The sequence below is a fragment of the Pseudomonas fluvialis genome, from assembly GCF_002234375.1.
In the GTDB taxonomy this organism is placed as follows: domain Bacteria; phylum Pseudomonadota; class Gammaproteobacteria; order Pseudomonadales; family Pseudomonadaceae; genus Aquipseudomonas; species Aquipseudomonas fluvialis.
In genome coordinates, this window is record NZ_NMQV01000020.1 from 60,976 (window position 1) to 83,289 (window position 22,314).

The 22,314-nt window shown below is 63.1% G+C and carries 24 protein-coding genes; 15 read left to right on the forward strand and 9 right to left on the reverse strand.

Translation table 11 applies throughout. The annotated features are described in order from the left end of the window. Positions 1–206 precede the first annotated feature (206 nt). Genes CFY91_RS10800 through CFY91_RS10825 form a run of 6 tightly spaced genes read left to right on the forward strand, consistent with a single transcriptional unit; the run spans position 207 to position 5,918 of the window. Positions 207–2,999 (forward strand): monovalent cation/H+ antiporter subunit A, encoded by a 2,793-nt coding sequence (locus tag CFY91_RS10800; protein ID WP_093986379.1) that lies wholly within the window; start codon positions 207–209, stop codon positions 2,997–2,999. Continuing rightward, positions 2,999–3,328 carry a Na+/H+ antiporter subunit C gene (locus tag CFY91_RS10805; protein ID WP_093986380.1) on the forward strand — a complete coding sequence of 110 codons (330 nt, stop codon included), beginning with the start codon at positions 2,999–3,001 and terminating at the stop codon, positions 3,326–3,328. The genes CFY91_RS10800 and CFY91_RS10805 overlap by 1 nt, the downstream gene beginning before the upstream one ends. Then, entirely contained in the window at positions 3,325–4,824 is a 1,500-nt protein-coding gene (locus CFY91_RS10810; RefSeq protein ID WP_093986381.1) for a monovalent cation/H+ antiporter subunit D, read from the forward strand. Before CFY91_RS10805 ends, CFY91_RS10810 begins: the two co-directional genes overlap by 4 nt. Further along, positions 4,821–5,318, forward strand: coding sequence for a Na+/H+ antiporter subunit E (locus CFY91_RS10815; RefSeq protein WP_093986382.1), 498 nt, complete (start codon positions 4,821–4,823; stop codon positions 5,316–5,318). The genes CFY91_RS10810 and CFY91_RS10815 overlap by 4 nt, the downstream gene beginning before the upstream one ends. Next, positions 5,306–5,575 carry a K+/H+ antiporter subunit F gene (locus CFY91_RS10820; protein ID WP_093986383.1) on the forward strand — a complete coding sequence of 90 codons (270 nt, stop codon included), beginning with the start codon at positions 5,306–5,308 and terminating at the stop codon, positions 5,573–5,575. The genes CFY91_RS10815 and CFY91_RS10820 overlap by 13 nt, the downstream gene beginning before the upstream one ends. A gap of 10 nt (positions 5,576–5,585) precedes the next feature. After that, positions 5,586–5,918, forward strand: coding sequence for a Na+/H+ antiporter subunit G (locus CFY91_RS10825; protein WP_093986384.1), 333 nt, complete (start codon positions 5,586–5,588; stop codon positions 5,916–5,918). Positions 5,919–5,922: 4 nt separating this feature from the next. On the opposite strand, the gene gap is transcribed toward CFY91_RS10825, so the two are convergent. Together gap and CFY91_RS10835 are read right to left on the reverse strand one after the other, a co-directional pair. After that, positions 5,923–6,921: a type I glyceraldehyde-3-phosphate dehydrogenase gene (gene gap, locus CFY91_RS10830; RefSeq protein ID WP_093986385.1), complete on the reverse strand. Its 999-nt coding sequence runs from the start codon at positions 6,919–6,921 to the stop codon at positions 5,923–5,925. A 104-nt stretch (positions 6,922–7,025) separates the two neighbouring features. Then, positions 7,026–7,685, reverse strand: coding sequence for a COG3650 family protein (locus CFY91_RS10835; protein WP_093986386.1), 660 nt, complete (start codon positions 7,683–7,685; stop codon positions 7,026–7,028). A 173-nt stretch (positions 7,686–7,858) separates the two neighbouring features. On the opposite strand from CFY91_RS10835, the gene CFY91_RS10840 reads away from it, so the two are divergent. Genes CFY91_RS10840 through CFY91_RS10855 form a run of 4 tightly spaced genes read left to right on the forward strand, consistent with a single transcriptional unit; the run spans position 7,859 to position 11,828 of the window. After that, a complete protein-coding gene (locus tag CFY91_RS10840) occupies positions 7,859–8,653 on the forward strand; it encodes a PP2C family protein-serine/threonine phosphatase (RefSeq protein ID WP_093986387.1) in 795 nt (264 codons plus the stop codon). Then, positions 8,650–10,551, forward strand: coding sequence for a serine/threonine-protein kinase (locus tag CFY91_RS10845; RefSeq protein ID WP_229727160.1), 1,902 nt, complete (start codon positions 8,650–8,652; stop codon positions 10,549–10,551). Before CFY91_RS10840 ends, CFY91_RS10845 begins: the two co-directional genes overlap by 4 nt. A gap of 29 nt (positions 10,552–10,580) precedes the next feature. Next, on the forward strand, positions 10,581–11,429 hold the full coding sequence (locus CFY91_RS10850) for an FHA domain-containing protein (protein ID WP_093986388.1): 849 nt from the start codon (positions 10,581–10,583) through the stop codon (positions 11,427–11,429). Continuing rightward, positions 11,430–11,828: a DUF488 domain-containing protein gene (locus tag CFY91_RS10855; protein WP_093986389.1), complete on the forward strand. Its 399-nt coding sequence runs from the start codon at positions 11,430–11,432 to the stop codon at positions 11,826–11,828. It abuts the gene before it with no gap. Positions 11,829–11,832: 4 nt separating this feature from the next. Here CFY91_RS10855 and sstT read toward each other — a convergent pair whose 3' ends face one another. The 6 genes from sstT to CFY91_RS10885 form a co-directional block, all read right to left on the reverse strand. Next, positions 11,833–13,050, reverse strand: coding sequence for a serine/threonine transporter SstT (gene sstT / locus CFY91_RS10860; RefSeq protein WP_093986390.1), 1,218 nt, complete (start codon positions 13,048–13,050; stop codon positions 11,833–11,835). A gap of 135 nt (positions 13,051–13,185) precedes the next feature. After that, positions 13,186–13,887, reverse strand: coding sequence for an ABC transporter ATP-binding protein (locus CFY91_RS10865; RefSeq protein WP_093986391.1), 702 nt, complete (start codon positions 13,885–13,887; stop codon positions 13,186–13,188). Next, positions 13,887–14,654, reverse strand: a complete 768-nt coding sequence (gene livG, locus CFY91_RS10870; protein WP_093986392.1) for a high-affinity branched-chain amino acid ABC transporter ATP-binding protein LivG — start codon at positions 14,652–14,654, stop codon at positions 13,887–13,889. The genes CFY91_RS10865 and livG overlap by 1 nt, the downstream gene beginning before the upstream one ends. Beyond that, on the reverse strand, positions 14,651–15,910 hold the full coding sequence (gene livM / locus CFY91_RS10875; RefSeq protein ID WP_093986393.1) for a high-affinity branched-chain amino acid ABC transporter permease LivM: 1,260 nt from the start codon (positions 15,908–15,910) through the stop codon (positions 14,651–14,653). The genes livG and livM overlap by 4 nt, the downstream gene beginning before the upstream one ends. After that, complete coding sequence (gene livH / locus CFY91_RS10880; protein ID WP_093986394.1) at positions 15,907–16,833, reverse strand: high-affinity branched-chain amino acid ABC transporter permease LivH; 927 nt, start codon at positions 16,831–16,833, stop codon at positions 15,907–15,909. Before livH ends, livM begins: the two co-directional genes overlap by 4 nt. 75 nt (positions 16,834–16,908) lie before the next feature. Beyond that, positions 16,909–18,033: a branched-chain amino acid ABC transporter substrate-binding protein gene (locus CFY91_RS10885; protein WP_093986395.1), complete on the reverse strand. Its 1,125-nt coding sequence runs from the start codon at positions 18,031–18,033 to the stop codon at positions 16,909–16,911. Positions 18,034–18,329: 296 nt separating this feature from the next. Here CFY91_RS10885 and CFY91_RS10890 point away from each other — a divergent pair, with 296 nt between their 5' ends. The 5 genes from CFY91_RS10890 to CFY91_RS10910 are packed head-to-tail and all read left to right on the forward strand — an operon-like array spanning position 18,330 to position 20,945. Next, a complete protein-coding gene (locus CFY91_RS10890) occupies positions 18,330–18,650 on the forward strand; it encodes a DUF2288 domain-containing protein (protein WP_093986446.1) in 321 nt (106 codons plus the stop codon). 19 nt (positions 18,651–18,669) lie between these two features. Next, positions 18,670–19,044 carry a DUF5064 family protein gene (locus CFY91_RS10895; protein ID WP_093986396.1) on the forward strand — a complete coding sequence of 125 codons (375 nt, stop codon included), beginning with the start codon at positions 18,670–18,672 and terminating at the stop codon, positions 19,042–19,044. Between the two features lie 26 nt (positions 19,045–19,070). Then, positions 19,071–19,958, forward strand: coding sequence for an NAD(P)-dependent oxidoreductase (locus CFY91_RS10900; protein WP_093986397.1), 888 nt, complete (start codon positions 19,071–19,073; stop codon positions 19,956–19,958). Continuing rightward, entirely contained in the window at positions 19,955–20,740 is a 786-nt protein-coding gene (locus CFY91_RS10905; RefSeq protein ID WP_093986398.1) for a hydroxypyruvate isomerase family protein, read from the forward strand. Before CFY91_RS10900 ends, CFY91_RS10905 begins: the two co-directional genes overlap by 4 nt. A 1-nt stretch (position 20,741) precedes the next feature. Beyond that, entirely contained in the window at positions 20,742–20,945 is a 204-nt protein-coding gene (locus CFY91_RS10910; protein ID WP_093986399.1) for a hypothetical protein, read from the forward strand. Positions 20,946–20,999: 54 nt separating this feature from the next. On the opposite strand, the gene CFY91_RS10915 is transcribed toward CFY91_RS10910, so the two are convergent. Then, complete coding sequence (locus CFY91_RS10915; RefSeq protein WP_093986400.1) at positions 21,000–22,268, reverse strand: OprD family porin; 1,269 nt, start codon at positions 22,266–22,268, stop codon at positions 21,000–21,002. Positions 22,269–22,314 lie beyond the last annotated feature (46 nt).

The following is a 22,314-nucleotide window of genomic DNA, read 5'->3' on the forward strand; positions in this document are numbered from 1 at the left end:
GCCCCTGTTCTGGGGCGGCTTTTCGTTCTGGCACGGCCTGTGCTAGAAAGCTATCTCATTGCGTGGCCTGTTGATCGGCATATGACGTTCAGCGGCCACTCCGTTCGTGTTTGGAAATAATTGCGTACCTGACGATTGTTGTCAGGCTCGTGATAATCCGCGCTTTTGCCGAGTGCACCGCCGAGGTGCTTGGAGGATCACCCTAGATGACCCTGGCGCTGTTGATCGCCCTGCCGTTCCTTGGTGCCGGCCTGCCTTTGCTGGCCGAGCGTTATGGTCGTTCGCTGTGTGCCGTGGCAGCCGCCTTGGCACCCTTGCTGGCTTTGGGGCTGCTGCTGGGGGAGGCGGGGGCGGTGATCGATGGCGCGCGTCCGAGCCTGTACTGGCAGTGGTTGCCGCAGTTGGGCCTCAACTTCAGCTTGCGCCTGGATGGCTTGGCGCTGCTGTTCGCCTTGCTAATCCTCGGTATTGGCTTGCTGGTCATCCTCTATGCACGTTATTACCTGGGCAAAGAAGAGCCCATGGGGCGCTTTTATGCCTATCTCCTGCTGTTCATGGGGGCGATGCTCGGGGTGGTGTTGTCATCCAACCTGTTGCTCATGCTGGTGTTCTGGGAGCTGACCAGCCTTTCGTCTTTCCTGCTCATTGGCTTCTGGGGACAGCGTAGCGACGCTCGGCGTGGTGCGCGGATGGCCTTGACGGTGACAGCGGGTGGTGGCCTAGCGCTGCTGGCCGGTATCCTGCTGCTGGGGTATGTGGTCGGCAGCTTTGAGTTGCAGGATGTGCTGGCGGCCGGTGATCAGGTGCGGGCCCATGCGCTCTATCCCGTGTTGCTGGTGCTGATCCTGCTGGGCGCTTTTACCAAGTCGGCGCAGTTTCCCTTCCATTTCTGGCTGCCACACGCGATGGCGGCGCCTACCCCGGTTTCGGCTTACCTGCATTCGGCGACCATGGTGAAAGCCGGGGTATTCCTGTTGGCGCGTCTCTATCCGGCATTGTCCGGGCATGAGCTTTGGTTCTATCTGGTCAGCCTGACGGGGCTGACCACCTTGCTGGTAGGCGCTTGCATGGCGCTATTCCAGCACGACCTGAAAGGCCTGCTGGCCTATTCGACGATCAGCCACCTGGGGCTGATTACCCTGTTGCTCGGGCTGGATTCGCGCTTGGCGGCGGTAGCGGCGATTTTCCATGTGATCAACCACGCCACCTTCAAAGCCTCGCTGTTCATGGCCGCCGGTATTATCGATCACGAGACGGGGAGTCGCGACATGCGGCGCATCAACGGCTTGTGGAAGTACATGCCACATACCGCGGTGCTGGCCATGGTGGCGTCTTCGGCGATGGCCGGGGTACCGCTGCTTAACGGTTTCCTGAGCAAGGAAATGTTTTTCGGGGAAACCCTCGACCAGCACATGCTGGGTAGCTTCAGTTGGCTGATTCCCGCAGCGGCGACCCTGGCCGGGGTGTTTTCGGTGGCCTACTCACTGCGTTTCATCCACGACGTGTTTTTCAATGGTGAGCCGATCAACCTGCCCAAATACCCGCCGCATGAGCCGCCACGCTACATGAAGGTGCCGGTCGAGGTGCTGGTCTTCCTTTGCCTGCTGGTTGGCATGCTGCCGGCTTATACCGTAGCGCCCTTGCTGGCGGTAGCGGCCGAGGCCAGTGTCAATGCTGCGTTGCCGAGCTACAGCCTGGCGATTTGGCATGGCTTCAATCTGCCTTTGGCAATGAGTGTGGTGGCATTGCTGGGGGGGATTCTGGTCTATGCGCTGCGCCAGCCACTGTTTCGCTGGTATGCCGGCTTGCCCAGCGTGGACGCCAAGGACTTCTTCGAGCAGCAGGTGCAACGTCTTGTGGCGCTTTCAGGCTGGCTGACCGGCAGGCTGGAGAACGGTTCGCTGCAACGCTATCTGGCCTGGATGATGCTGGCCGCCCTGGTGCTGGTGGCCGTCGCGCTGGAGCCGCTACCCAGTCTGGGGGGGACTTTGCCTCGCATGCCGCTGGATGGCATCACGGCGCTGGGCTTGCTGCTGCTGGCGCTGGCCGCATTGGCCACCGTGCTATTTCATCGCCAGCGCCTGGTGGCCTTGCTGGCGGTCGGCGTGGTGGGGCTGATGGTCAGCCTGCTGTTTACCCGCTACTCGGCGCCGGACCTCGCGCTGACCCAGTTGTCAGTCGAGGTGGTGAGCATGGTGTTGCTGATGCTTGCCCTGTTCTTCATGCCGGCCTATACCCCGCAGGAATCGAGCAGCCTGCGCGGCCTGCGCGATTTCCTGCTGGCCGGGGGCATTGGCACGCTGGTAGCTACGCTGGTCTATGCGGTGCTGACCCGGCCCTATGAGAACATTTCCGGATTCTTCATCGACAACAGCGTGCCGGGCGGCGGCGGCAAGAACGTGGTGAACGTTATCCTGGTGGACTTCCGCGGTTTCGATACGCTGGGTGAGATTACCGTGCTGGCGATTGCCGGTGTTGGCATCTACGCGTTGTTGCACGGCCTGCGCCTGTTCCAGCCGAGCACCGATGCACAGGGGCGCAGTTGGGCGCGTGACCGCCACCCGCTGGTGCTGGCCACCTTGTCGCGAATTTTGCTGCCGATGGCGTTGCTGGTCTCGGTGTTCATCTTCCTGCGCGGCCACAACCTGCCGGGTGGTGGCTTTATCGCCGGCCTGGTAACGGCTGTCGCGCTGATCCTGCAGTACGTGGCGATGGGCGTGCAGTGGACGCAGCAGCGCCTGCCCTTCAACTATCACCGTATGGCGGCTCTGGGGGTCATCCTGGCCACGCTGACCGGCCTGGGCAGCTGGCTGTTTGGCCGGCCATTCCTCACTACTGCCTTCGGTCACTTCAGCCTGCCGCTGCTGGGGGAATTCGAACTGGCCACGGCGATGCTCTTCGACCTGGGCGTGTATCTCACGGTAGTGGGTACCACGCTGCTGATTCTTGCCAACCTGGGCAAGCTGACTCAGGAACCCGCTACCAAGGAGGCAACCTGATGGAAGCGTTGTATGCCATCACGCTTGGCCTGCTGACGGCCTGTGGTGTCTATTTGCTGTTGCGTGCCCGCACCTTTGCCGTGGTACTTGGGCTGACGCTGATTTCCTATGCGGTCAACCTGTTCCTGTTTGCCATGGGGCGCCTGAAGAGCGGGGCGGCTGCGGTCATTGGCCAGTCCAGTGAATATGCCGATCCCCTGCCGCAGGCACTGGTGCTCACCGCCATCGTCATCGGCTTTGCCATGACCGCCTTTGTCGTAGTGCTGGCACTGCGCAGCCTGGCCGAGCAGGGCAATGATCATGTCGATGGCGAGGAGCCGCGCCCATGAACCATGCGCTGATCCTGCCTATCCTGCTGCCCCTGTTGAGTGGCGCCTTGCTGTTGTTTGCCGCGCGCCTGAATCTGGTACACCAGCGCTTGCTGTCCTGCCTGGCAACCTGGGCTTCGTTGCCGCTGGCCGGCTATCTGCTCTGGCAGGCTGACAGCGGGCAGCTGTACAGCTATGCGCTGGGAGACTGGCCTGCTCCTTTCGGTATTGCGTTGTTGCTGGATCGCCTGGCAGCCCTGATGTTGCTGGTGACCGCGTTGCTGGCCAGTGTCGCGGTGTTCTATGCCTGCCGTGGTGATGATCAGCGCGGTGCCAACTTCCATGCACTGTTCCAGTTCCAGTTGCTGGGCATCAATGGCGCATTCCTGACGGCTGACCTGTTCAACCTGTTCGTCTTCTTCGAGATCCTGCTGATTGCCTCTTATGCCCTGTTGCTGCATGGCGCGGGCGCTGCGCGGGTGCGCGCGGGGCTGCACTATGTGGTGCTCAATCTGCTCGGCTCGTCGTTTTTCCTGATTGCCGTGGGGGTGCTCTATGGCATCTGCGGCACGCTGAACATGGCCGACCTGGCACGCCAGGTGGCCCAGGCTACGCCCGATCAGCAACCCTTGCTGGCCGCTGCGGGGCTGTTGCTGCTGCTGGTGTTCGGCCTCAAGGCCGCCGTGCTGCCGCTGTACTTCTGGTTGCCGCGTGCCTACGCCGCCGCCAGTGCGCCGGTTGCCGCGTTGTTTGCGGTGATGACCAAGGTGGGTTTCTACGCCATTCTGCGTGTCTACACGCTGCTCTTTGGCAGTGCCGCCGGCGCGCTGGAAGGCCTCGGGCATGCCTGGCTGTGGCCCATGGCGCTGCTGACTCTGCTGCTGGCGGCTGTGGGTGCGCTGGCCGCGCGTAGCCTGGGTGTGCTGCTGGGTTATCTGGTACTGGTGTCGGTAGGCACCCTGCTGGCCGGCTTGGCTATGGGCCATGTCGAGGCGCTGAGTGCCAGCCTCTATTACCTGCTGCACAGTACCTGGTTGGCGGGTGGCCTGTTCCTGCTGGCTGACCTGATTGCCCGCCAGCGTGGCGACAAGGCCGGCGAATTGCAGCAGGGGCCGGCTATTCTGCAAGGCCGCCTGCTGGGTGGCTTGTTCTTCCTTGCGGCAATTGCCGTGGCTGGCCTGCCGCCTTTCTCCGGGTTTCTTGGCAAGCTGCTGTTGCTGCAAGCCACGCCCGCCGCGCAAGCCTTGTGGTTGTGGCCGCTGCTTCTGCTGGCCAGCCTGCTGGTGTTGGTGGCGCTGAGCCGCGCCGGCAGCACCCTGTTCTGGCGTACCGCGCGGGATGTGCACGGGCGTGCTGAGGTGGATGGCGGGCGTACCCTGGCTTGCGTCCTGTTGCTGTCTTGCAGTCCGGTTCTGGTACTGCTGGCCGGGCCGGTGCTGGCCTATTGTGAGGCGACGGCGCGCCAGTTGCTCGATCTTGCCCCTTACCTGGCGCTGGTTTCCGGAGGTCGCACATGATCGCCCGCTGTTTGCCTCACCCTTGGCTAAGCCTGACGCTGTTGCTGGTCTGGCTGCTGCTGGTCAACGATTTCAGCGCTGGGCAATGGCTGCTGGGGGCTTTGCTGGGCGTGTTGATTCCCCTGCTCAGTCGCGTGTTGTGGATCAATCCGCCGCGTACGCGTCAGCCCTGGCGACTGTTGCCGTTCTTTCTGCGCGTGCTGGGCGATATCGTCATCGCCAACCTGCAGGTGTCCCGGCGTATCCTCGGTTCCATGGACGATCTGCAGCCGGCCTTCGTCGAAGTGCCGCTGGAGGTGCATGACGAGCTGGCCCTGACCCTGCTGACCAGCATCGTTTCGCTGACTCCGGGTACGGTGTCCGCCGATCTCTCCGATGACCGTCGTCGTCTGTTGCTGCATTGCCTGAATGTGCAGGACAGCGCGGCGCTGGTGGCGGAAATCAAGGCGCGCTATGAGGCGCCACTGCTGGAGGTATTCCCATGCTCAGCCTAGTGATCCCGCTGTGCCTGGTGCTGATCGGTCTGGCGGTGTTGCTGACGCTGGCCCGGCTGTTCAAGGGGCCTGACTTGCCGGACCGTATCCTCGCCCTGGATACCCTGTACATCAACGCCATTGCGCTGATCGTGCTGTTCGGTATCTGGCTGGGCTCGAACATCGTTTTCGAAGCGGCCTTGCTGATCGCCCTGATGGGCTTCGTCGGTACGGTGGCGGTCGCCAAATACCTGTTGCGCGGCGACATCATCGAATAAAGGAGGAGCTATGCATCCCTGGATCGAAGCGCTGGTGGCGCTGTTTCTCTTGCTCGGTAGCCTGTTCGCGCTGATCGGAGCCATCGGCCTGTATCGCCTGCCGGACTTCTATACGCGTCTGCATGGGCCGACCAAGGCCACCACCCTGGGAGTGGGTGGCATGGTCATCGCCTCAATGATCCACTTCAGCGTCAGTGAGCAGAGCCTCAGCTTGCACGAGTTGCTGATTACCCTGTTTTTGTTCATTACCGCGCCAGTCAGCTGCCACATGCTGGCCAAGGCTGCCTTGCAGCAGAAGCTGCCGATTCGCCCCGGTACAGGTGGTCAGCCCTGGGAACAGTGAACGCTTAGCGAGCCAGCCAGTGCAGGCTGACATCCAGCATGCGGTTGGCAAAAGCCCATTCGTTGTCATACCAGGCCAGCAGCTTGACCAGCTTGCCCTGTACCCGGGTATGGTTGAGGTCGACCACGCAGGACACCGGGTAGCCGGCAAAGTCGCAGGACACCAGCGGTAGCTCGTTGCACTCCATGACCCCCATTGGCAGCTGGCGCGCCAGGCGTTGCAGCGCGGCATTCAGCTCCTCGGCCGGCCGTGGACGCTGTACCTGCAGGCTGAGGTCGAGCAAGGACACTGCAGCTGTAGGCACCCGCACGGCAAGGCCATCCAGGCGTCCGGCCAGTTCCGGGAGAATCAGTCCGATGGTCTTGGCGGCGCCAGTACTGGTGGGGATCATCGACAGGCCCGCCGCACGTGCGCGATACGGATCGACATGCGTCTTGTCCAGCAGGTTCTGGTCGTTGGTGTAGGCATGCACGGTGGTCATCAGACCCTGCTCGATACCCAGCTCCTGATGCACCAGCATGGCCAGCGGCGCCAGGCAATTGGTGGTGCAGGACGCGTTGGAAACGATCTGCTGGCTGTTCAGCAGTGTGTGATTGACACCGTACACCACGCTCAGGTCGGCGCTGTCCAGTGGATGGGAGAGCAGCACCCGCGGAGCTCCGGCCTGCACATGCTGCTCGACCTGGGCGCGGCTCTTGAAGTTGCCGGAGCACTCCAGAACCAGATCCACGCCCAGCTCCGCCCAGGGTAGCTGTCGTGGATCGCGCTCGCGCAGCAGGCGAATCGACTGGCCGTTGACCTGCAGGATGTCGTCATGCTGGGCGACCCGTGCATTGAATCGGCCGAAGGTCGAGTCGAAGCGCGTCAGATGGCTGAGGATGCTGGCATCCCCCAGGTCGTTGATGGCTTCCAGATGGATCTGCTGTTCCAGGCCGCGTTCAAAGAGGGCGCGCAGGATGGCACGGCCGATACGCCCGTAACCGTTGATGGCAATGCGTAACATGGCGAGCTCCTAGGCTTGCAGGTTTACCTGCAAGCCTAGTGGGCTGTCCGGCTAATTCAACTCGCCGCCCAGGCTACGCGGTTTTGCTCAGTCAGCAGCAGGCTTCAGCGGGCCTGGCGGGCGCCACCGAAATAAGCACAGCCGGTATGCCGCTGGCCATTCAGGCGCAGCTCGGCACGCAAGTGGCTGATCGCCCCCGTCATGCTGTCGACACAGCGCGCGCTGACCAGCCACAGCTGGATATCTTCGCCGTCAGCCTGACTGCTGACCTGCAGGCGGCCGTCGGGAAGTTGCTCTTCGATGTAGGGCAGGGCCAGTGCGGGCTGTCCTGGGCGACTGAGCAGCAGGCCGCGTTGGCCCAACTGGATCGACCAGGCCGGCTCGTTGCCCGTGGCGCGCAGCAGCAGGCGGGAGAACGCCACGTCGTTGCACGCGGGTCCTTCACCCTGTAGGCGCCAGCGCTGGGTGAGCTGCAACAGACCATCCTGCTGGGCAGCTGCCTGCAGGTAGCCAGCGAGGTCGGCGAACAGTACCGGGCCGGCCTCCTCGGCCAGACGTTGCAACTCTTGGTTGAATCCTGGCAGCTGGCGACTATCCAGCTGAAACAGGCGTGCTTCGCCACAAGGCTGCAACAACCACTGGCCATCCTGCAGACGTAACTGGCCTTGCAGGCGTACCTCGTCGGCGGGGGCGACGGGAGCTTCGCTGAACAGCTGGCAACCGCCGAGTAACAGGCTGGAGATGAATGCAAGTAGCAGGCGCATGATGGAGCTCCGGGAAAACCTCGGCGCAGGCTACCGGGCGTGGCTGGGTGGGGCAAGGCTGCTGATCTGCGAATTACTGCACGCTTTGACAGTTCCATGTGCCAGAGACTGGCCAGTCAGCGCCGTGCTGCGCATGATGTGCGACTGATTTTGCCGCGTGGATCGGTGTATTCATGACTCTCGCCAGCCCTTGCACCATGGCCTATTTTGCTGCGCTTAGCGATCCAGGGCAGCTGCGCCCGCATAACGAAGACAGCCTGCTGTGCCTGCCGCAACAACAGCTATGGGCCATCGCCGATGGCATGGGCGGTCACCAGCGTGGCGAAGTCGCCAGTGCCCTGGCGTTGCAGGTGCTGGCGGAGCGCGTACAGGCCGGCGATGAGCTGCTGCAGGCGACTGCGGCAGCGCATCAGGCGATCTGCCAGGCTGCCGAAGACGACCCGGCCAGCCAGGGCATGGGTACCACGCTGGTGGCGGTACGTTTGCAGGCGCAGCGCTTCCAGCTGGTCTGGGTGGGCGACAGCCGTGCCTACCGTGTTGGCCCGCAGCACATCGAGCAGCTCAGCCATGACCACAGCTGGGTGCAGAGCATGCTGGACATTGGCCAGCTGGATGCTGAACAGGCTCGTCAGCACCCACAGCGCAATCTGATTCTGCAGTGCCTCGGCCAGGCGGGCGCCGAGTTGCAGCCCGGCTGGCTGGAGGGCCAGTTGGCCGACAATGAAATCCTTTTGCTGTGCAGCGATGGCCTGAGCAGCGAGCTGGAGGACGCAGAGATTCTGGCCTGCTGCAACACGGCCGCGACGCTTGAAGAGCTGGTCAGCCAGCTGGTTGGCGCCGCGAATGCCGCTGGCGGGCGCGATAATATTTCCTGCCTGGTACTGGCGCCGGCGTTGGCCGCCCGTGCGCTGCCAGCCGACAAACCGGGGCTGCTAGGCCAATGGCTGGCAGCATGGCGCAACCTATGAATAGCCCGAGCAGCATGACCGACAGCGAGATCTTCATTCCCGGGTACAGCATCCATGGCCGCCTGGGCAAAGGCGGCATGGCCGAGGTTTACCTGGCGACTCAGCAAAGCCTGCAGCGCAAGGTGGCGATCAAGGTGCTGAGTGCCGGAACCGATCCGGCGTTGTGCATTCGTTTTATCCAGGAAGGGCACATCGTCGCTTCGCTGCATCATCCGTCGATCGTCACCATCTATGACATCAACCGGCTTGATGACGGTCGCCACTACATGGCCATGGAGTACCTGCCGGGCGGCGACCTGTCTGCACACAAGGGTGAAGTGTTTGCCCCGCAGCGTGCCCTGAAGATCGTCCAGCAAATCGCCAGCGCGCTGGCGGTCGTGCATGACAAGGGGCTGGTACACCGTGACATCAAACCGGCCAATATCCTTTTTCGCACGCCCGACACGGCAGTACTCACCGACTTCGGGATTGCCAAGGAAGTGCAGCTGGACAGCGACATGACCCAGTGCGGTGTGGCGGTTGGCAGCCCGGCCTACAGCAGCCCAGAACAGACCCAGTGCCAGCGTCTGGATGCGCGTAGCGATATCTACAGCCTGGGGGTGATTCTCCTCGAGATGCTCACCGGCAAGAATCCCTATCGCGGCGCCAACTATCCGCTGACCGTGCTCAACCATTTGCAGATGCCCATGCCGGTGCTGCCGGACAGCCTGGCGATGTTCCAGGCGGTGCTGGAACGCATGCTCGCCAAGGACCCGGCGCAGCGCTTTGCCGGTTGTGCCGAGCTGCTCAAGGCGCTCGGGCAGATCGAGCTGCATGATCTGGATGCCACCCAGCTGCTTCCGGCTGTGCCGCTCAAGGCGGCCAGCCCTGCGCCTGTCAGGCCGGCGCGGAGCCCGCAGCGGCGCCGCTGGCTGTTGCCGGCGACGACTGCGCTGGTAGCGCTGCTTACCCTGTTGGCCAGTGGGCTGTACCTGCGTCAGCAGTGGCAGCTTGCCGAGTGGCTGGCGCTGGGCGAGCAGCGTCTGGCGGAGGGGCGCTGGATAGAGCCGGCCGAGGACAGTGCCGAGCATTATTTCAACGCGGTACTGGCGCAACGCCCACAGCATGCCGAAGCGCTGTCTGGTTTGCGGCGTTTGCGTGATGCACGGGTAGCGGCCGCGTTGCTGCTAGGTGAGCAGCGCTTGAGCGAGGGCCAGTTGATCGAGCCGGCTGGCGATAGCGCGCGTGATCATTTCCAGCTGGCGTTGAATCTGGATAGTGACAGTGCAGCAGCGGCCACGGGTTTGCAACGTGTCCAGCAGGCGCGTATCCAGGCCTGGCTGGATCTGTTCAATCAGCGCCTGGCCAGTGGCCACTGGCAGACACCGGCTGATGACAGTGCCGAGTTCTACCTGCAGCTGGCACAAACCCTGGATGCCAGTGATGCACAGGTACTGGCTGCCGCGGCCGCACTGCAGCAGGCGCGTATCAATGCCCTGCTCGAGCAGGCGCGAGCCAGCCTGGCGGACAAGCGCCTGCTGCTGCCGGAGGATGACAGTGCGGTCTATTACTATCGCCAGGTGTTGCTCCTGCAAGCCGATCAGGCGGATGCCCTGGCGGGTCTGGAGCGCGTTGCGCAGATGTATCGTGAGCTGGCTCAGGCCGCCTATGCGCGGGGAGACTTTCCGGCCGCGCTGGCGATGATTGAGCGGGGCCTGCAGGTGCAGCCCGAGCACGGCGAATTGCGGCGCCTCAAGCGCGAACACCAGGGCTTGCTCAATGCGGCCAGGGCCGCGCGCAACGAGCGCAGCCAGCGTGTCGAGCCGGTAGCTGTTGCGCCGGCCAGCGAACCGGCCGAGCCACAGGCGACAGCTCCCAATCCGGTCAAGCGGCTGTGGAACAGCCTGTTTGGCAACTGAAACGCTGACAGAAGAACAACTAGATCATCATGCTCAAACTGCATTTCAAAGACGCTCGCCAGGCACCTCTGTGGCTAACCGAGGAGCGCTTCACCCTGGGGCAGGATCCGCGTAACCAGCTACAGCTGGATGACCCTGGAATCAGTGCATTTCATGCCGAGATTCGTCAGGAACAGGGTTATTACTACCTGTCCGATTGTGGCAGCCTGGCTGGCACCTGGGTCAACGAAGAGCGGGTGACCACCGGCCTGCAATTGCGCAGTGGTGATCAGATCCGCCTGGCCAGTGTCGAGTTGCAGGTGCTTGATCCGGTCAAGCAGTCAACAGCACCGCGCGCTGCTGCGGGCGGCTGGTCCTTGCAGGTGCTCAAGGGCGAGCGTGAGGGCAGCAAGTATCCGGTCAATGCCGCGCTGACGCTGGGACGTGCCAGTGATTGCGAACTGTGCTTCGCCGGTGATCAGCAGTTGTCGCGGCGGCACTGCCAGTTCTATCTCAAGGAGGGCGGGCTGCATTTCAAGGACCTCGGCTCGGCCAATGGTGTGCTGCTCAACCAGCAACCGAGCAAGGCGGCGCCGCTGCATGCTGGCGACCAGCTGCAGCTGGGCTCCATGAGCCTGCTGGTGATAGGCCCCAAGATCACTCAGCACAGCGCCGAGGAGGACCAGGATGCCACGCGCTTCATGCCCATGGTCAGTGCTCCCCGTGCACCAGTACAGCGCCAGAGCAGTCGCGGTGCGGCGGTCAATCCGGCCCGCGCCAGTGCAGCGGACACGCCGCCAAGCGGGGCTGAGCCTGTGCGCCGTGGAGCCCCCTGGCCTTTGCTCGCCGCCCTGCTGCTGGTCGTTGCAGGCGCCGCGTGGATGTTGTTGGGACGCTAGGTGATCAGTCTGTGTCGAGTCCAGCAGCTGCCCGAGGCGTTGCCCGGCCGCTGGCTGCTGGTCGATCGTCTGTGGCCTCGCGGCTTCAGTCGTGAACAGCTGCAGGTGCTGCAGTGGGTGCCGGGCCTGGCACCCAGCCATGCGCTGCGTCGAGCCTTTCACCAAGATGATGATTTTGCGGCGTTTCGCCTGGCCTATCGCTGCGAGCTGGCGGCGCAACCGGGCCTCTGGTGGGGCTTGCTGGACAGTGCCGAGCGAGGCGAGCTGACGTTGTGCAGCGCAGTACGCGACCTGCCGCGTAGCCATGTCGGGGTGCTTGCCGATTGGCTGGATGAAGCACTGGAGCGGCGTGGGCCGCCCAGTTCGTCCGTTTGCTATAGCGGCTTGCCGCCCGAGTAGCTGATCAGGCCTGACGCCGCTCGTCGGCCTGGCAGGCTGCGGCGGTGAACAGTACGTCGGTCGAGGAGTTGAGGGCGGTTTCCGCACTGTCCTGCACGATACCGATGATGAAACCGATGGCCACCACCTGCATGGCCGTCTCCGCATCAATGCCGAACAGACTGCAGGCCAGCGGAATCAGCAGCAGCGAACCCCCGGCTACGCCCGAGGCGCCGCAGGCGCATACCGCAGAAACCACGCAGAGCAGCAGTGCGCTGGGCAGATCCAGGTTGATGCCCAGGGTGTGTGCGGCCGCCAGGCTGAGTACGCTGATGGTGATGGCTGCGCCGGCCATATTGATGGTGGCGCCCAGCGGAATGGATACCGCATAGGTGTCTTCATGCAGGCCAAGGCGTTCGCACAGTGCCAGATTGACCGGTACGTTGGCCGCCGAACTGCGCGTGAAGAAGGCAGTGATGCCGCTTTCACGCAGGCAGGTAAAAACCAGTGGATAGGGGTTGCGACGAATCTGGCTGAATACGATTAGGGGGTTGACCACCAGCGCCACGAACAACATGCAGCCGACCAGCACCAGCAGCAGTCGCGCATAGCCGGCCAGTGCCGCCAGGCCGGCATCGGCCAGGGTGCTGGCGACCAGGCCGAATACGCCCAGCGGCGCACAGCGAATCACCACGCGAACGATCAGGCTGACACCGTGCGACAGGTCGCTAAACAGGTTGCGCGTGCTGGCGCTGCCGTGGCGCAGGGCAATGCCCAAGCCGATGGCCCAGGCCAGGATGCCAACAAAATTGCCGCGCAGCAGGGCATTGATGGGGTTGTCCACCAGGTTCATGGCCAGTGTCTTGAGTACTTCGGCAATGCCCCCGGGCGGTGTGCTGCCGCTGGCGGCTTCGCGGAGTACCAGGGTCGTTGGCCACAGGCTGCTGGCCAGTACGGCGACCATGGCGGCGGCCAGGGTGCCGATAACATAAAGCAGGAGAATCGGGCGGATATGGGTTGGCTGGCCGGGCGTGTGGTTGGCGATGGCTGAGGCGACTAGGATGAATACCAGGATGGGCGCGACGGCCTTGAGCGCGGCGATGAACAGGCTGCCGAAGAAGCTGACCTGAGCGGTGGCCTGGGGGAAGAACAGGGCCAGGGCGATGCCGGCGAGCAGGCCAAGGGCAATCTGTGTGACCAGGCTGGTGCGCTCGATGAAATGCAGGAGGGGACGAAGAAGCATGGCTAGGTGTTCCTGTGCGGGCAACCGGGCGCGTAGCACGGTGCGAAACGAGCGCCGTCATGCGGCGCCCGGTGAAAGACTGGCCGGAGGGATTGCCGCCGCTGCCAGTCGTTGGTTTTCGCAGGTCCGGCGGACTCAACCGCCGAGGTAGGCGTCGCGCACCTTGGGGTCGTGCAGCAGATCGTGGCCGCTGCCCTGCATGACGATATGGCCATTTTCCAGTACGTAGGCCCGGTCAGCCAGCTTGAGTGCCTGGTTGGCATTCTGCTCGACGAGGAAGATGGTCACGCCTTCCTCGCGCAACTGCTCAATGATCTGGAAAATCTGCTGGATGATGATCGGTGCCAAGCCCAGCGAGGGCTCGTCGAGCAGCAGCAGGCGGGGCTTGCTCATCAGCGCCCGGCCAATCGCCAGCATTTGCTGTTCACCGCCGCTCATGGTGCCGGCGCGCTGGTCGTAGCGTTCCTTGAGGCGCGGGAACAGATGCAGCACCTTGTCCAACTGGGCCTGGTTGTCGGCCTTGCTGCCAAAGAAGCCGCCCATGGCCAGGTTTTCCTCGACGGTCAGGCGGGCGAACACGCGACGCCCTTCCGGCACTACGGCAATGCTCTTGCGCATGATGGCGGCGGAGTCCAGACCGATCAGCTCCTCGCCTTCATAGCGGATACTGCCGCTGGCCGCGCGCGGGTCGCCACACAGGGTCATCAGCAGGGTCGACTTGCCGGCACCGTTGGCACCGATCAGCGTAACAATTTCGCCTTTCTGCACTTCCAGGCTGATGTCATGCAGGGCCTGGATCTTGCCGTAGAACGTGCAGACATTTTCAAAACGCAGCATCAGGCTTCTCCCAGATAGGCTTTGATCACATCGGGGTTGTTATGCACCTGTTGCGGTGTGCCGTCGGCCAGGGGGGTGCCCTGGTTGATCACGTAGATGTGGTCGGAAATGCTCATCACCAGCTTCATGTCGTGTTCGATCAGCAATACGCTCACCGCATGCTGGTCGCGCAGCAGGCTGATCAGCGCCTTGAGATCGTCGGTTTCCTTGGGGTTGAGGCCGGCGGCCGGCTCATCGAGCATGAGTAGGCTCGGCTTGGTCATCATGCAGCGGGCGATTTCCAGGCGGCGCTGCTGGCCATAGGCGAGGGTGCCGGCCGGCCGGTTGGCGACGTCCAGCAAGTCGACCTGTTCCAGCCAGTAGGCGGCCAGCTGCATGGCCTCGCGTTCGCTGCGGCGGAATCCCGGAGTTTTCAGCAGGCCGGCGAGGAAGTTGGTGTTGAGGTGCATGTGCTGGGCGACCAGCAGGTTTTCCACCGCGGTCATTTCCTTGAACAGACGCACATGCTGGAAGGTCCGTACCATGCCCTTGCGGGCGATGCGGAAGCCGGGTAGCCCGGACACTTCCTCCCCCTGGAAGCGTACGCTGCCCGAGGTGGGTTGATAAAAGCCGGTGAGGCAGTTGAACACGGTGGTCTTGCCGGCGCCGTTGGGGCCGATGATCGAGACCACCTGGCCCTTGTCGATGCGCAGGGCGACATTATTGACGGCCAGCAGGCCACCAAAGCGCATGGTCAGGCCGGAGACTTCTAACAGGGCTTGGCTCATGTGCGCAGCTCCAGATGCGGACGTTTCATCGGCAGCAACCCTTGTGGGCGCCAGATCATCATGACCACCATCAGCAGCCCGAACAGCAGCATTCGGTACTCGTTGAACTCGCGTGCCAGTTCCGGCAGCACGGTCATCACGATGGCGGCGAGGATCACCCCGAGCTGCGAGCCCATGCCGCCGAGCACGACGATGGCGAGGATGATCGCCGACTCGATGAAGGTGAAGGACTCAGGGCTGATGAAGCCCTGACGGGCGGCGAAGAAGCACCCGGCAAAGCCGGCAAAGGTGGCGCCGATGGTGAAGGCGGTCAGCTTGATGTGCGTCGGGTTGAGGCCCAGCGCGCGGCAGGCAATCTCGTCTTCGCGCATGGCTTCCCAGGCGCGTCCCAGCGGCATGCGCAACAACCGGTTGATAACGAACAGGGTGGCGAGTACCAGAGCCAGGGCCAGCAGGTAAAGGAACATCACCCGGTGGTTGGTGTTGAAGGCGATGCCGAAGAATTCATGGAAGGTCTGTGCGCCTTCCGCTGCGCGGCGGTTGAACTCCAGACCGAACAGAGTGGGCTTGTCGATGCCGCCAATGCCGTTGGGACCGTTGGTCAGCCAGGTCATGTTGTTCAGCAGGATACGGATGATCTCGCCAAAGCCGAGGGTGACGATGGCCAGGTAGTCACCGCGCAGGCGCAGCACCGGGAACCCGAGCAGGAAGCCGAACAGCGCGGCGAGGGCGCCGGCAGCCACCAGGCCGGTCCAGAAACCCACCTGGAAGTACATGGCCAACAAGGCATAGCTGTAGGCGCCAACGGCGTAGAAGCCCACGTAGCCGAGGTCCAGCAGGCCGGCCAGGCCGACCACGATGTTCAGGCCGAGGCCGAGCATCACGTAGATCAGCACCAGGGTGGCCAGGTCGATGGCGCCGCGGTTGGCAAAGAACGGGAAGACGATCGCCGCGGCAATCACGAAACACCAGAACAGCCGGCGTACCGCGACCAGTTCACTCAGCTGGCTGATACCGCCCGGCACGCCCGGCAGTGCGGGCAGGCGCCCGCGTGCCGCATCGATCCAGTCGCGCAGGAGGTTGAAGAGGAAGATGAACAGGCCGGCGCCGGCCATTTTCCACAGTACGTCGGGCGTCGCACCGCTGAGGCTCAGGCTGGTGCCTTGCTGCTCCAGACGTACGCCCAGCAACAGGCCGGTGAGGGCGACCACCACAGCCAGCGAGAGCAGGGCGGCTTTGAAATGCAAACGCTTCATACCTTCTCTACCTCCGGGCGGCCGAGGATGCCGGTCGGACGGAACAACAGGATCAGGATCAATAGACTGAAGGCCACCACGTCTTTGTATTCGGTGCTGAAGTAACCGGCGGTGATAGCCTCGGTAACGCCCAGTAGCAGGCCGCCGAGCACCGCCCCCGGAATGCTGCCGATGCCGCCCAGTACGGCCGCGGTGAACGCCTTGAGACCGGCCATGAAACCGATGTAGGGGTTGATTACCCCGTAGTACAGGCTGAGCAGTACGCCGGCCACGGCAGCCAGCGCGGCGCCGATGACGAAGGTCAGGGCGATCACGTTGTTGGTGTTGATGCCCAGCAGGTTGGTCATCTTGATGTCTTCGGCACAGGCGCGGCAGGCGCGGCCCATGCGCGAACGGGAGATGAACAGGGTCAGGGCAGTCATGGTGATGAAGGTGACGATGAAGATCACCAACTGCATGTACGACAGGGTGGCGTGGAAGCCTTCCTCCGGGCCGATGCTCCAGCCGCCGGTGATCAGGCTGGGCATGGCGATGTCGCGTGAACCCTGGGCCAGACGCACCACATTCTGCAGGAAGATCGACATGCCGATGGCCGAGATCAGCGGGATCAGGCGGTTACCGCCGCGTAGTGGGCGATAGGCGACGCGTTCGATGCTGAAGCCGTAGGCGCTGGTGACGATCATGCTGATGGCAAAGGCGCCGATCAGCATCAGCGCTAGTGAGTCGAGGCCCAGCAAGGCCAGCGCGGCGAGGACGATGAAGGCAATGTAGCTGCCGATCATGTACACCTCGCCGTGGGCGAAGTTGATCATGCCGATGATGCCGTAGACCATGGTGTAGCCAATGGCGATCAGCGCATAGGTGCTGCCCACGGTCAGGCCGTTGAGCAACTGCTGGATAAAGTAGTACAGGGGTTCGGTCATAACTGCGTAACCTGCAAGAGCGGACAGACAAAGCCCACTGCGCGAGCAGTGGGCTTTGTGTTCAGGCGGGGCGGGTTATTCGCCGAGAGCGGTCTTGGTGCCGTTGGCGTGCCACTGATAGACCACGAAGCTGAAGTCCTTCAGGTCGCCTTTCTCGTCGAAGGCCAGCGTGCCGGTGGGGGTGTCGAAGCTGGTGCTGCGAATGGCTTCGGCAACCTTGTCGGTGTCGGTGCTGCCGGCTTTCTGGATGCCTTCGGCAATCACTTGCACAGCGGCATAGGCGGGGAACACGAACGGACCGCTCGGGTCTTCTTTCTTGGCCTTGAAGGCTTCGACCAGATGAGCGTTCTTCGGATCTTCATCGAACGCCTTGGGCAGAGTAACCAGCATGCCTTCCGAGGCTTCGCCGGCGATGGCCGAGATGTCGGCGTTACCCACGCCTTCCGGGCCCATGAACTTGGCATTCAGGCCCTGCTCCTTGGCTTGGCGCAGGATCAGGCCCAGTTCCGGGTGGTAGCCACCGTAGTAGACGAAGTCGACATTCTGACGCTTGAGCTTGGCAATCAGTGCGGAGAAGTCCTTGTCGCCGGCGGTCACGCCTTCGAACAGGGCGACCTTGTAGCCGGCGGCTTCGACGGTCTGCTTGACCGCCGTGGCGATGCCTTCGCCGTACTGCTGCTTGTCATGTACCACGGCAATGTTCTTCGGCTTGACCTGCTCGGCAATGTACTTGCCAGCGGTGGGGCCCTGCAGGCTGTCCAGGCCGATGGTGCGGAATACCAGCTGGTAGCCGCGCGCGGTGATTTCCGGGCTGGTGGAGGCCGCGGTAATCATCAGAATGCCTTCGTCTTCGTAAATGTCCGAAGCGGGCTGAGTGGAGCTTGAGCAAAGGTGGCCGACCACGAACTGCACGCCGTCATTGACGATCTTGTTGGCTACCGCAACGGCCTGCTTGGGATCGCAGGCGTCGTCATAGACCACGCCTTCCAGCTGTGCGCCGTTGACGCCGCCGGCCTTGTTGATCTGCTCGATGGCCATCTTGGCGCCGATGAACTGCATGTCACCGTATTGCGCCACGGCACCGGTCACCGGACCGGCCATGGCGATCTTGATGGTGTCGGCGGCAACGGAGTAGCTGGCCATGCCGGCCAGGGCCATGGCTGCGAACAGCTTGGATACGTGCTTGGTAGCCTTGTTCATAGTGCTCCACTCATGGTTGGTCATTGTTCTGTTGCGGATCTGCACCGGCCTGCTGGCAGGGCAATGGCGGCTTCGACGACGCTCGGAAGGGTCGAAAAAACTGTACCGGTACAGTGTAGGGGGCTGTCCAACGCCTTGAAAAGCGTGCAAATCGTCGCCTGTGATGGTCGTGTCGCCTGATTGAAATATTGATATAGAAAAGCGGCATTTATTGACTGCCTGATCAATAAAAAGCCTGGCTGGCGTCGTGGTCAGGCACAGGTATCATGTGCGCCTTTTCCAATGAGGCGAGCCGCATGAACGAAGAGACTAGCCTGCTTTATGCCAAGTTGCTGGGCGAGACGGCGCAGATCACCTGGGCCGAGCTGCAACCATTCTTTGCCCGTGGGGCGTTGCTTAGCGTGCAGCCGGGTGAGGATATGGTGGGGGTGGCCCTGGCCATGGCCGAGAATGACCAGGCGCGTCTGCGCGACTGGTTGCAAGGTGGGCAGTTGGTGCGCCTGAGCGATGACCAGGCGCAGGACTGGCAGGCTCGTGATCCGCTCCTTTGGTCTGTAGTGGTAGCGCCCTGGGTGCTGGTTCAGGAGCGTGACAGCGCTACACTGCCTGGTAACTGACCCGCAGGAGAAAACCCGCATGTTCAAGCCAGGCCATTTGCACAGGCAGCGTGCCCCAGGGGTGACTGATGTGCCGGACTACGTGGTAGACGTCTATTACGAGGTGCAGGAGGAGCCGGGCGAAGGCCTCTTGCTGTGCCTGACCATGCAGGGGGTCGTCGATGGCCGGGCTTTCACCGAGCAGGTGCGTTTGCATCGGGATACCGCCTTCAATTTTGCCGCAGTGCTGGGGCGTCTGGCCGGTCGTTACGGCCTGCCGCGTAATGCCAGTCCGATCATGCGCGAACATGCCGAGTATGATGCGATGTATCGCGACATCCGCGAGCGCCTTGGCGCGGTGAGTGGCGAACCCGTCGATTTCGCACACCTGGAGCAGGACTTGCGCCAGCTGTAACGCTGTTCAGTAGTTTGAGAGACATCATGCAAATCATGCCTTCCCTGGGCTTTGCCGGCATCGGCCTGATGGGCCTGCCGATGTGCCGTCGCCTGTTGGTGGCTGGCTATCCCCTGCGAGTGTGGAACCGCAGTGCGGACAAATGCCTGCCTTTATTGCAGGAGGGTGCCGGGCGTGTCGAAACCCCGGCCGAGCTGTGTGCTGATGCCGAGGTGGTCATGCTCTGCCTGGCAGACACGGCGGCGGTGCGCGAGGTGGTATTCGGTGCGGATGGCCTGGTCGAAAGCGCCCGTCCTGGCCAGTTGCTGGTGGACTTCTCCAGCCTGGAGCCCGCGGCTACCCGTGAGATGGCGGAGGAGTTGTTGCAGCGCACCGGGATGCACTGGCTGGACGCACCGGTTTCCGGCGGCACGGCTGGCGCAGAGGCGGGTAGCCTGGCGATCATGGCCGGTGGTCGTGCGGACGATGTGCAGCGCGTGCGGCCGATTCTGGCGCATCTCGGACAACGCCTGACCCACATGGGCGAGGTGGGCGCGGGACAAGTCAGCAAGGTGTGCAACCAGATGCTGGTGGCGTGCAATGCGCTGGTGATCGCCGAGGTGGTGGCGCTGGCCGAGCGTAGCGGGGTGGATGCCAGCCTGTTGGCCAGCGCCCTGGCCGGTGGCTTTGCCGACAGCAAACCCTTGCAGATTCTCGCGCCGCAGATGGCCGCGAGCCAGTTCGAGCCGGTTCGCTGGCATGTGCGTACGTTGCTCAAGGACCTGGATACGGCGGTCAAGCTTGCCCGTGAGCAGGGCAGTGCCACGCCGATGAGCGGCCTGGCGGCGCAGTTGATGCGCCTGCATGGCAGCCAGGGCAACCTGTCGCGTGATCCGTCGACGTTGATCGAGATGCTGCGCGAGGCCTGCCCATGAGGATCGCCGCCAACCTCAGTCTGCTATTCAGCGAATTGCCGCTGCTGCACCGCGTACAGGCAGCGGTGGCGGCTGGCTTTTCCGGGGTCGAGGTACAGTTTCCCTATGAACAGCCGGCGATGCTTTGGCATGAAGCCTTGCAGCGCGCCGGCGTGCCGTTGGTGCTGTTTAACCTGCCGGCGGGCGATCTATTGCAAGGGGGACGCGGCCTGGCGGCACAGCCGGATTGCCGCGAGGCTTTTGCCGAGGGTCTGCAGCTGGCTTTGCGCTATGCCGCCTTGCTGCGGCCGCGTGCGGTCAATGTGCTGGCCGGTCGTCTGGTCGCCCCGCTAACCCGCGAAGTGGCCTGGCAAACCCTGGTGGATAATCTGCGGCAAACGGCAGATGCCTTTGCCGTGCTGGGCATCAAGGTGCTGGTCGAGGCAATCAACCCGCTGGATATGCCGGGATTCCTGATCAAGACCCCTGAAGATCTGCTGCGCCTGCTGGATGATGTGGCACATAGCAATTGCCTGGCTCAGCTGGACCTGTATCACATGGCGCGGCAGGGGCTGGATATCCCGCAGGCTATCGAGTGCCTGGCGGGGCGCATCGGCCATGTGCAGTTTGCCGACTGCCCCGGGCGGGGACAGCCGGGCACCGGCAGCCTGGACTTTTCACGGGCGTTTGCAGCCTTGCACAAGGTAGGTTACGAGGACTGGCTGGCTGCTGAGTACCACCCGCAGGGCGAGACGCGCGAGAGCCTGGCTTGGCTGGCACAGTGGCGGGTATCGGGGGGCTGAAGTGAGCGAGGGGCGGGCAGCCTATCACCAGGCCCATCAGGCGCGGGCCGAAGCCGAAGCACAGCGCTTGTGGGCGCAACGTGAGGTTTTGCAGGGGCGCTGGCATGCCTGGGTGGCCCTGCAGCTCTACCAGCTGACACCTGCGCCTTATGCCAGCATGGTGCGCCGTGCGCTGCAGCAGCGGCGTGACGCAGCGGGCGAATGAGCGGCCTGGCAACCAGCCCGCCTTGTGGAAAGCGCGGACTGGTTGCGGCCTCGATTACAGCAGGGGAATGGTGTAGCTGACGATCAGGCGGTTTTCGTCCAGATCGCCGATCGAGGCGTTGGAGCGCACCATGGCGTTGCGCCAGCGGAACGCCAGGTTCTTCAAGGTGCCTTCCTGGATGGTGTAGCTGATGTCCAGGTCGCGTTCCCATTCCTTGCCGTCGACGTTGCCGACCTTGAACTCGTCGCCGCGTACGTAGCGCACGAAGGCGTTCAGCCCGGGTACGCCGTAACTGGCGAAGTTGAGGTCGTAGCGGGCTTGCCAGGAGCGCTCGCCGGCGCGGGTGAAGTCAAGGATCTGCAGGTAGCTGGAAATTGCCGGATCGGTTTCCTGCAGGAACGGGAAGGGATTGTCGCCGTCACTGTGCTGATAACCCAGGCGGAAGGTATGCGCGCCGGTGTTGGCCGAGAGCATCAGGCTGGTCAGGTCGTTGTCGATTTTGCCGGCCAGCTGGCGGCCGTTCTCGTCGGAGTCGAAGTAGCCAAAGACTGCACCGAGCTTCCATGCGCCTACCGCCTGGTTGTGGGTCAGTTGCAGCAGCTTCTGGTCATAGATGTCCTGCAGTTCGGAGTACCACAGACCGACCGCGGTATTGTCCTGGTTGAACTTGTAGTCGCCGCCGATGAAGTTGAAGCGATTACTCTCAGCTAATGGGAAGTTCTTTTGCGTATACGTCGCTGTGTTGATACGCATTTTCTGCATGTCGGTGGAGTCGCGGTAGTTGACCTCGCGCAGCTGGCCGGCATTGACGGTCAGGCCAGCGATTTCCTGCGAGGTCAGCATGGCGCCATTGAACACCTGGGGCAGCAGGCGTGCATCACCCGAGGATACGACCGGCAGCTTGGGCATCAGGCCGCCGACCTTGGCGACAGTCTTGGACAGGCGCACCTTGGCGGCGACCGCCGCTTCGGAATACTCGTCGCTGCCTTCGCTACCGTAGCTGTTGGGCAGCAGGTTGCTGCCGGCGCGATCGTCCGAGGAGCTGAGCTTGACGCCCAGCCCGGCATAGGCATCCACGCCAAAACCGATGGTGCCTTCGGTGAAGCCGGATTCGGCCTTGAGAATGAAGCCCTGGGCCCACTCCTCGCGTTTGGCCTGGCTGCCGGGGGCACTGTTGCGCAGGTCACGGTTGAAGTAGAAGTTGCGCAGTTCCAGGGTGGCCTTGCTGTCATTGATGAAGTCGGCCTGGGCCAGGCTGGGAAGGGCCAGGCCGGCGCCGGCGGTGGCCAGTGCTACCGCCTGGGCGAGCAGAGTGCGGCTCATGGTGGTGAGGTCTCCTGATTGTTCTTATGAATGCCGCCCTGTGCAT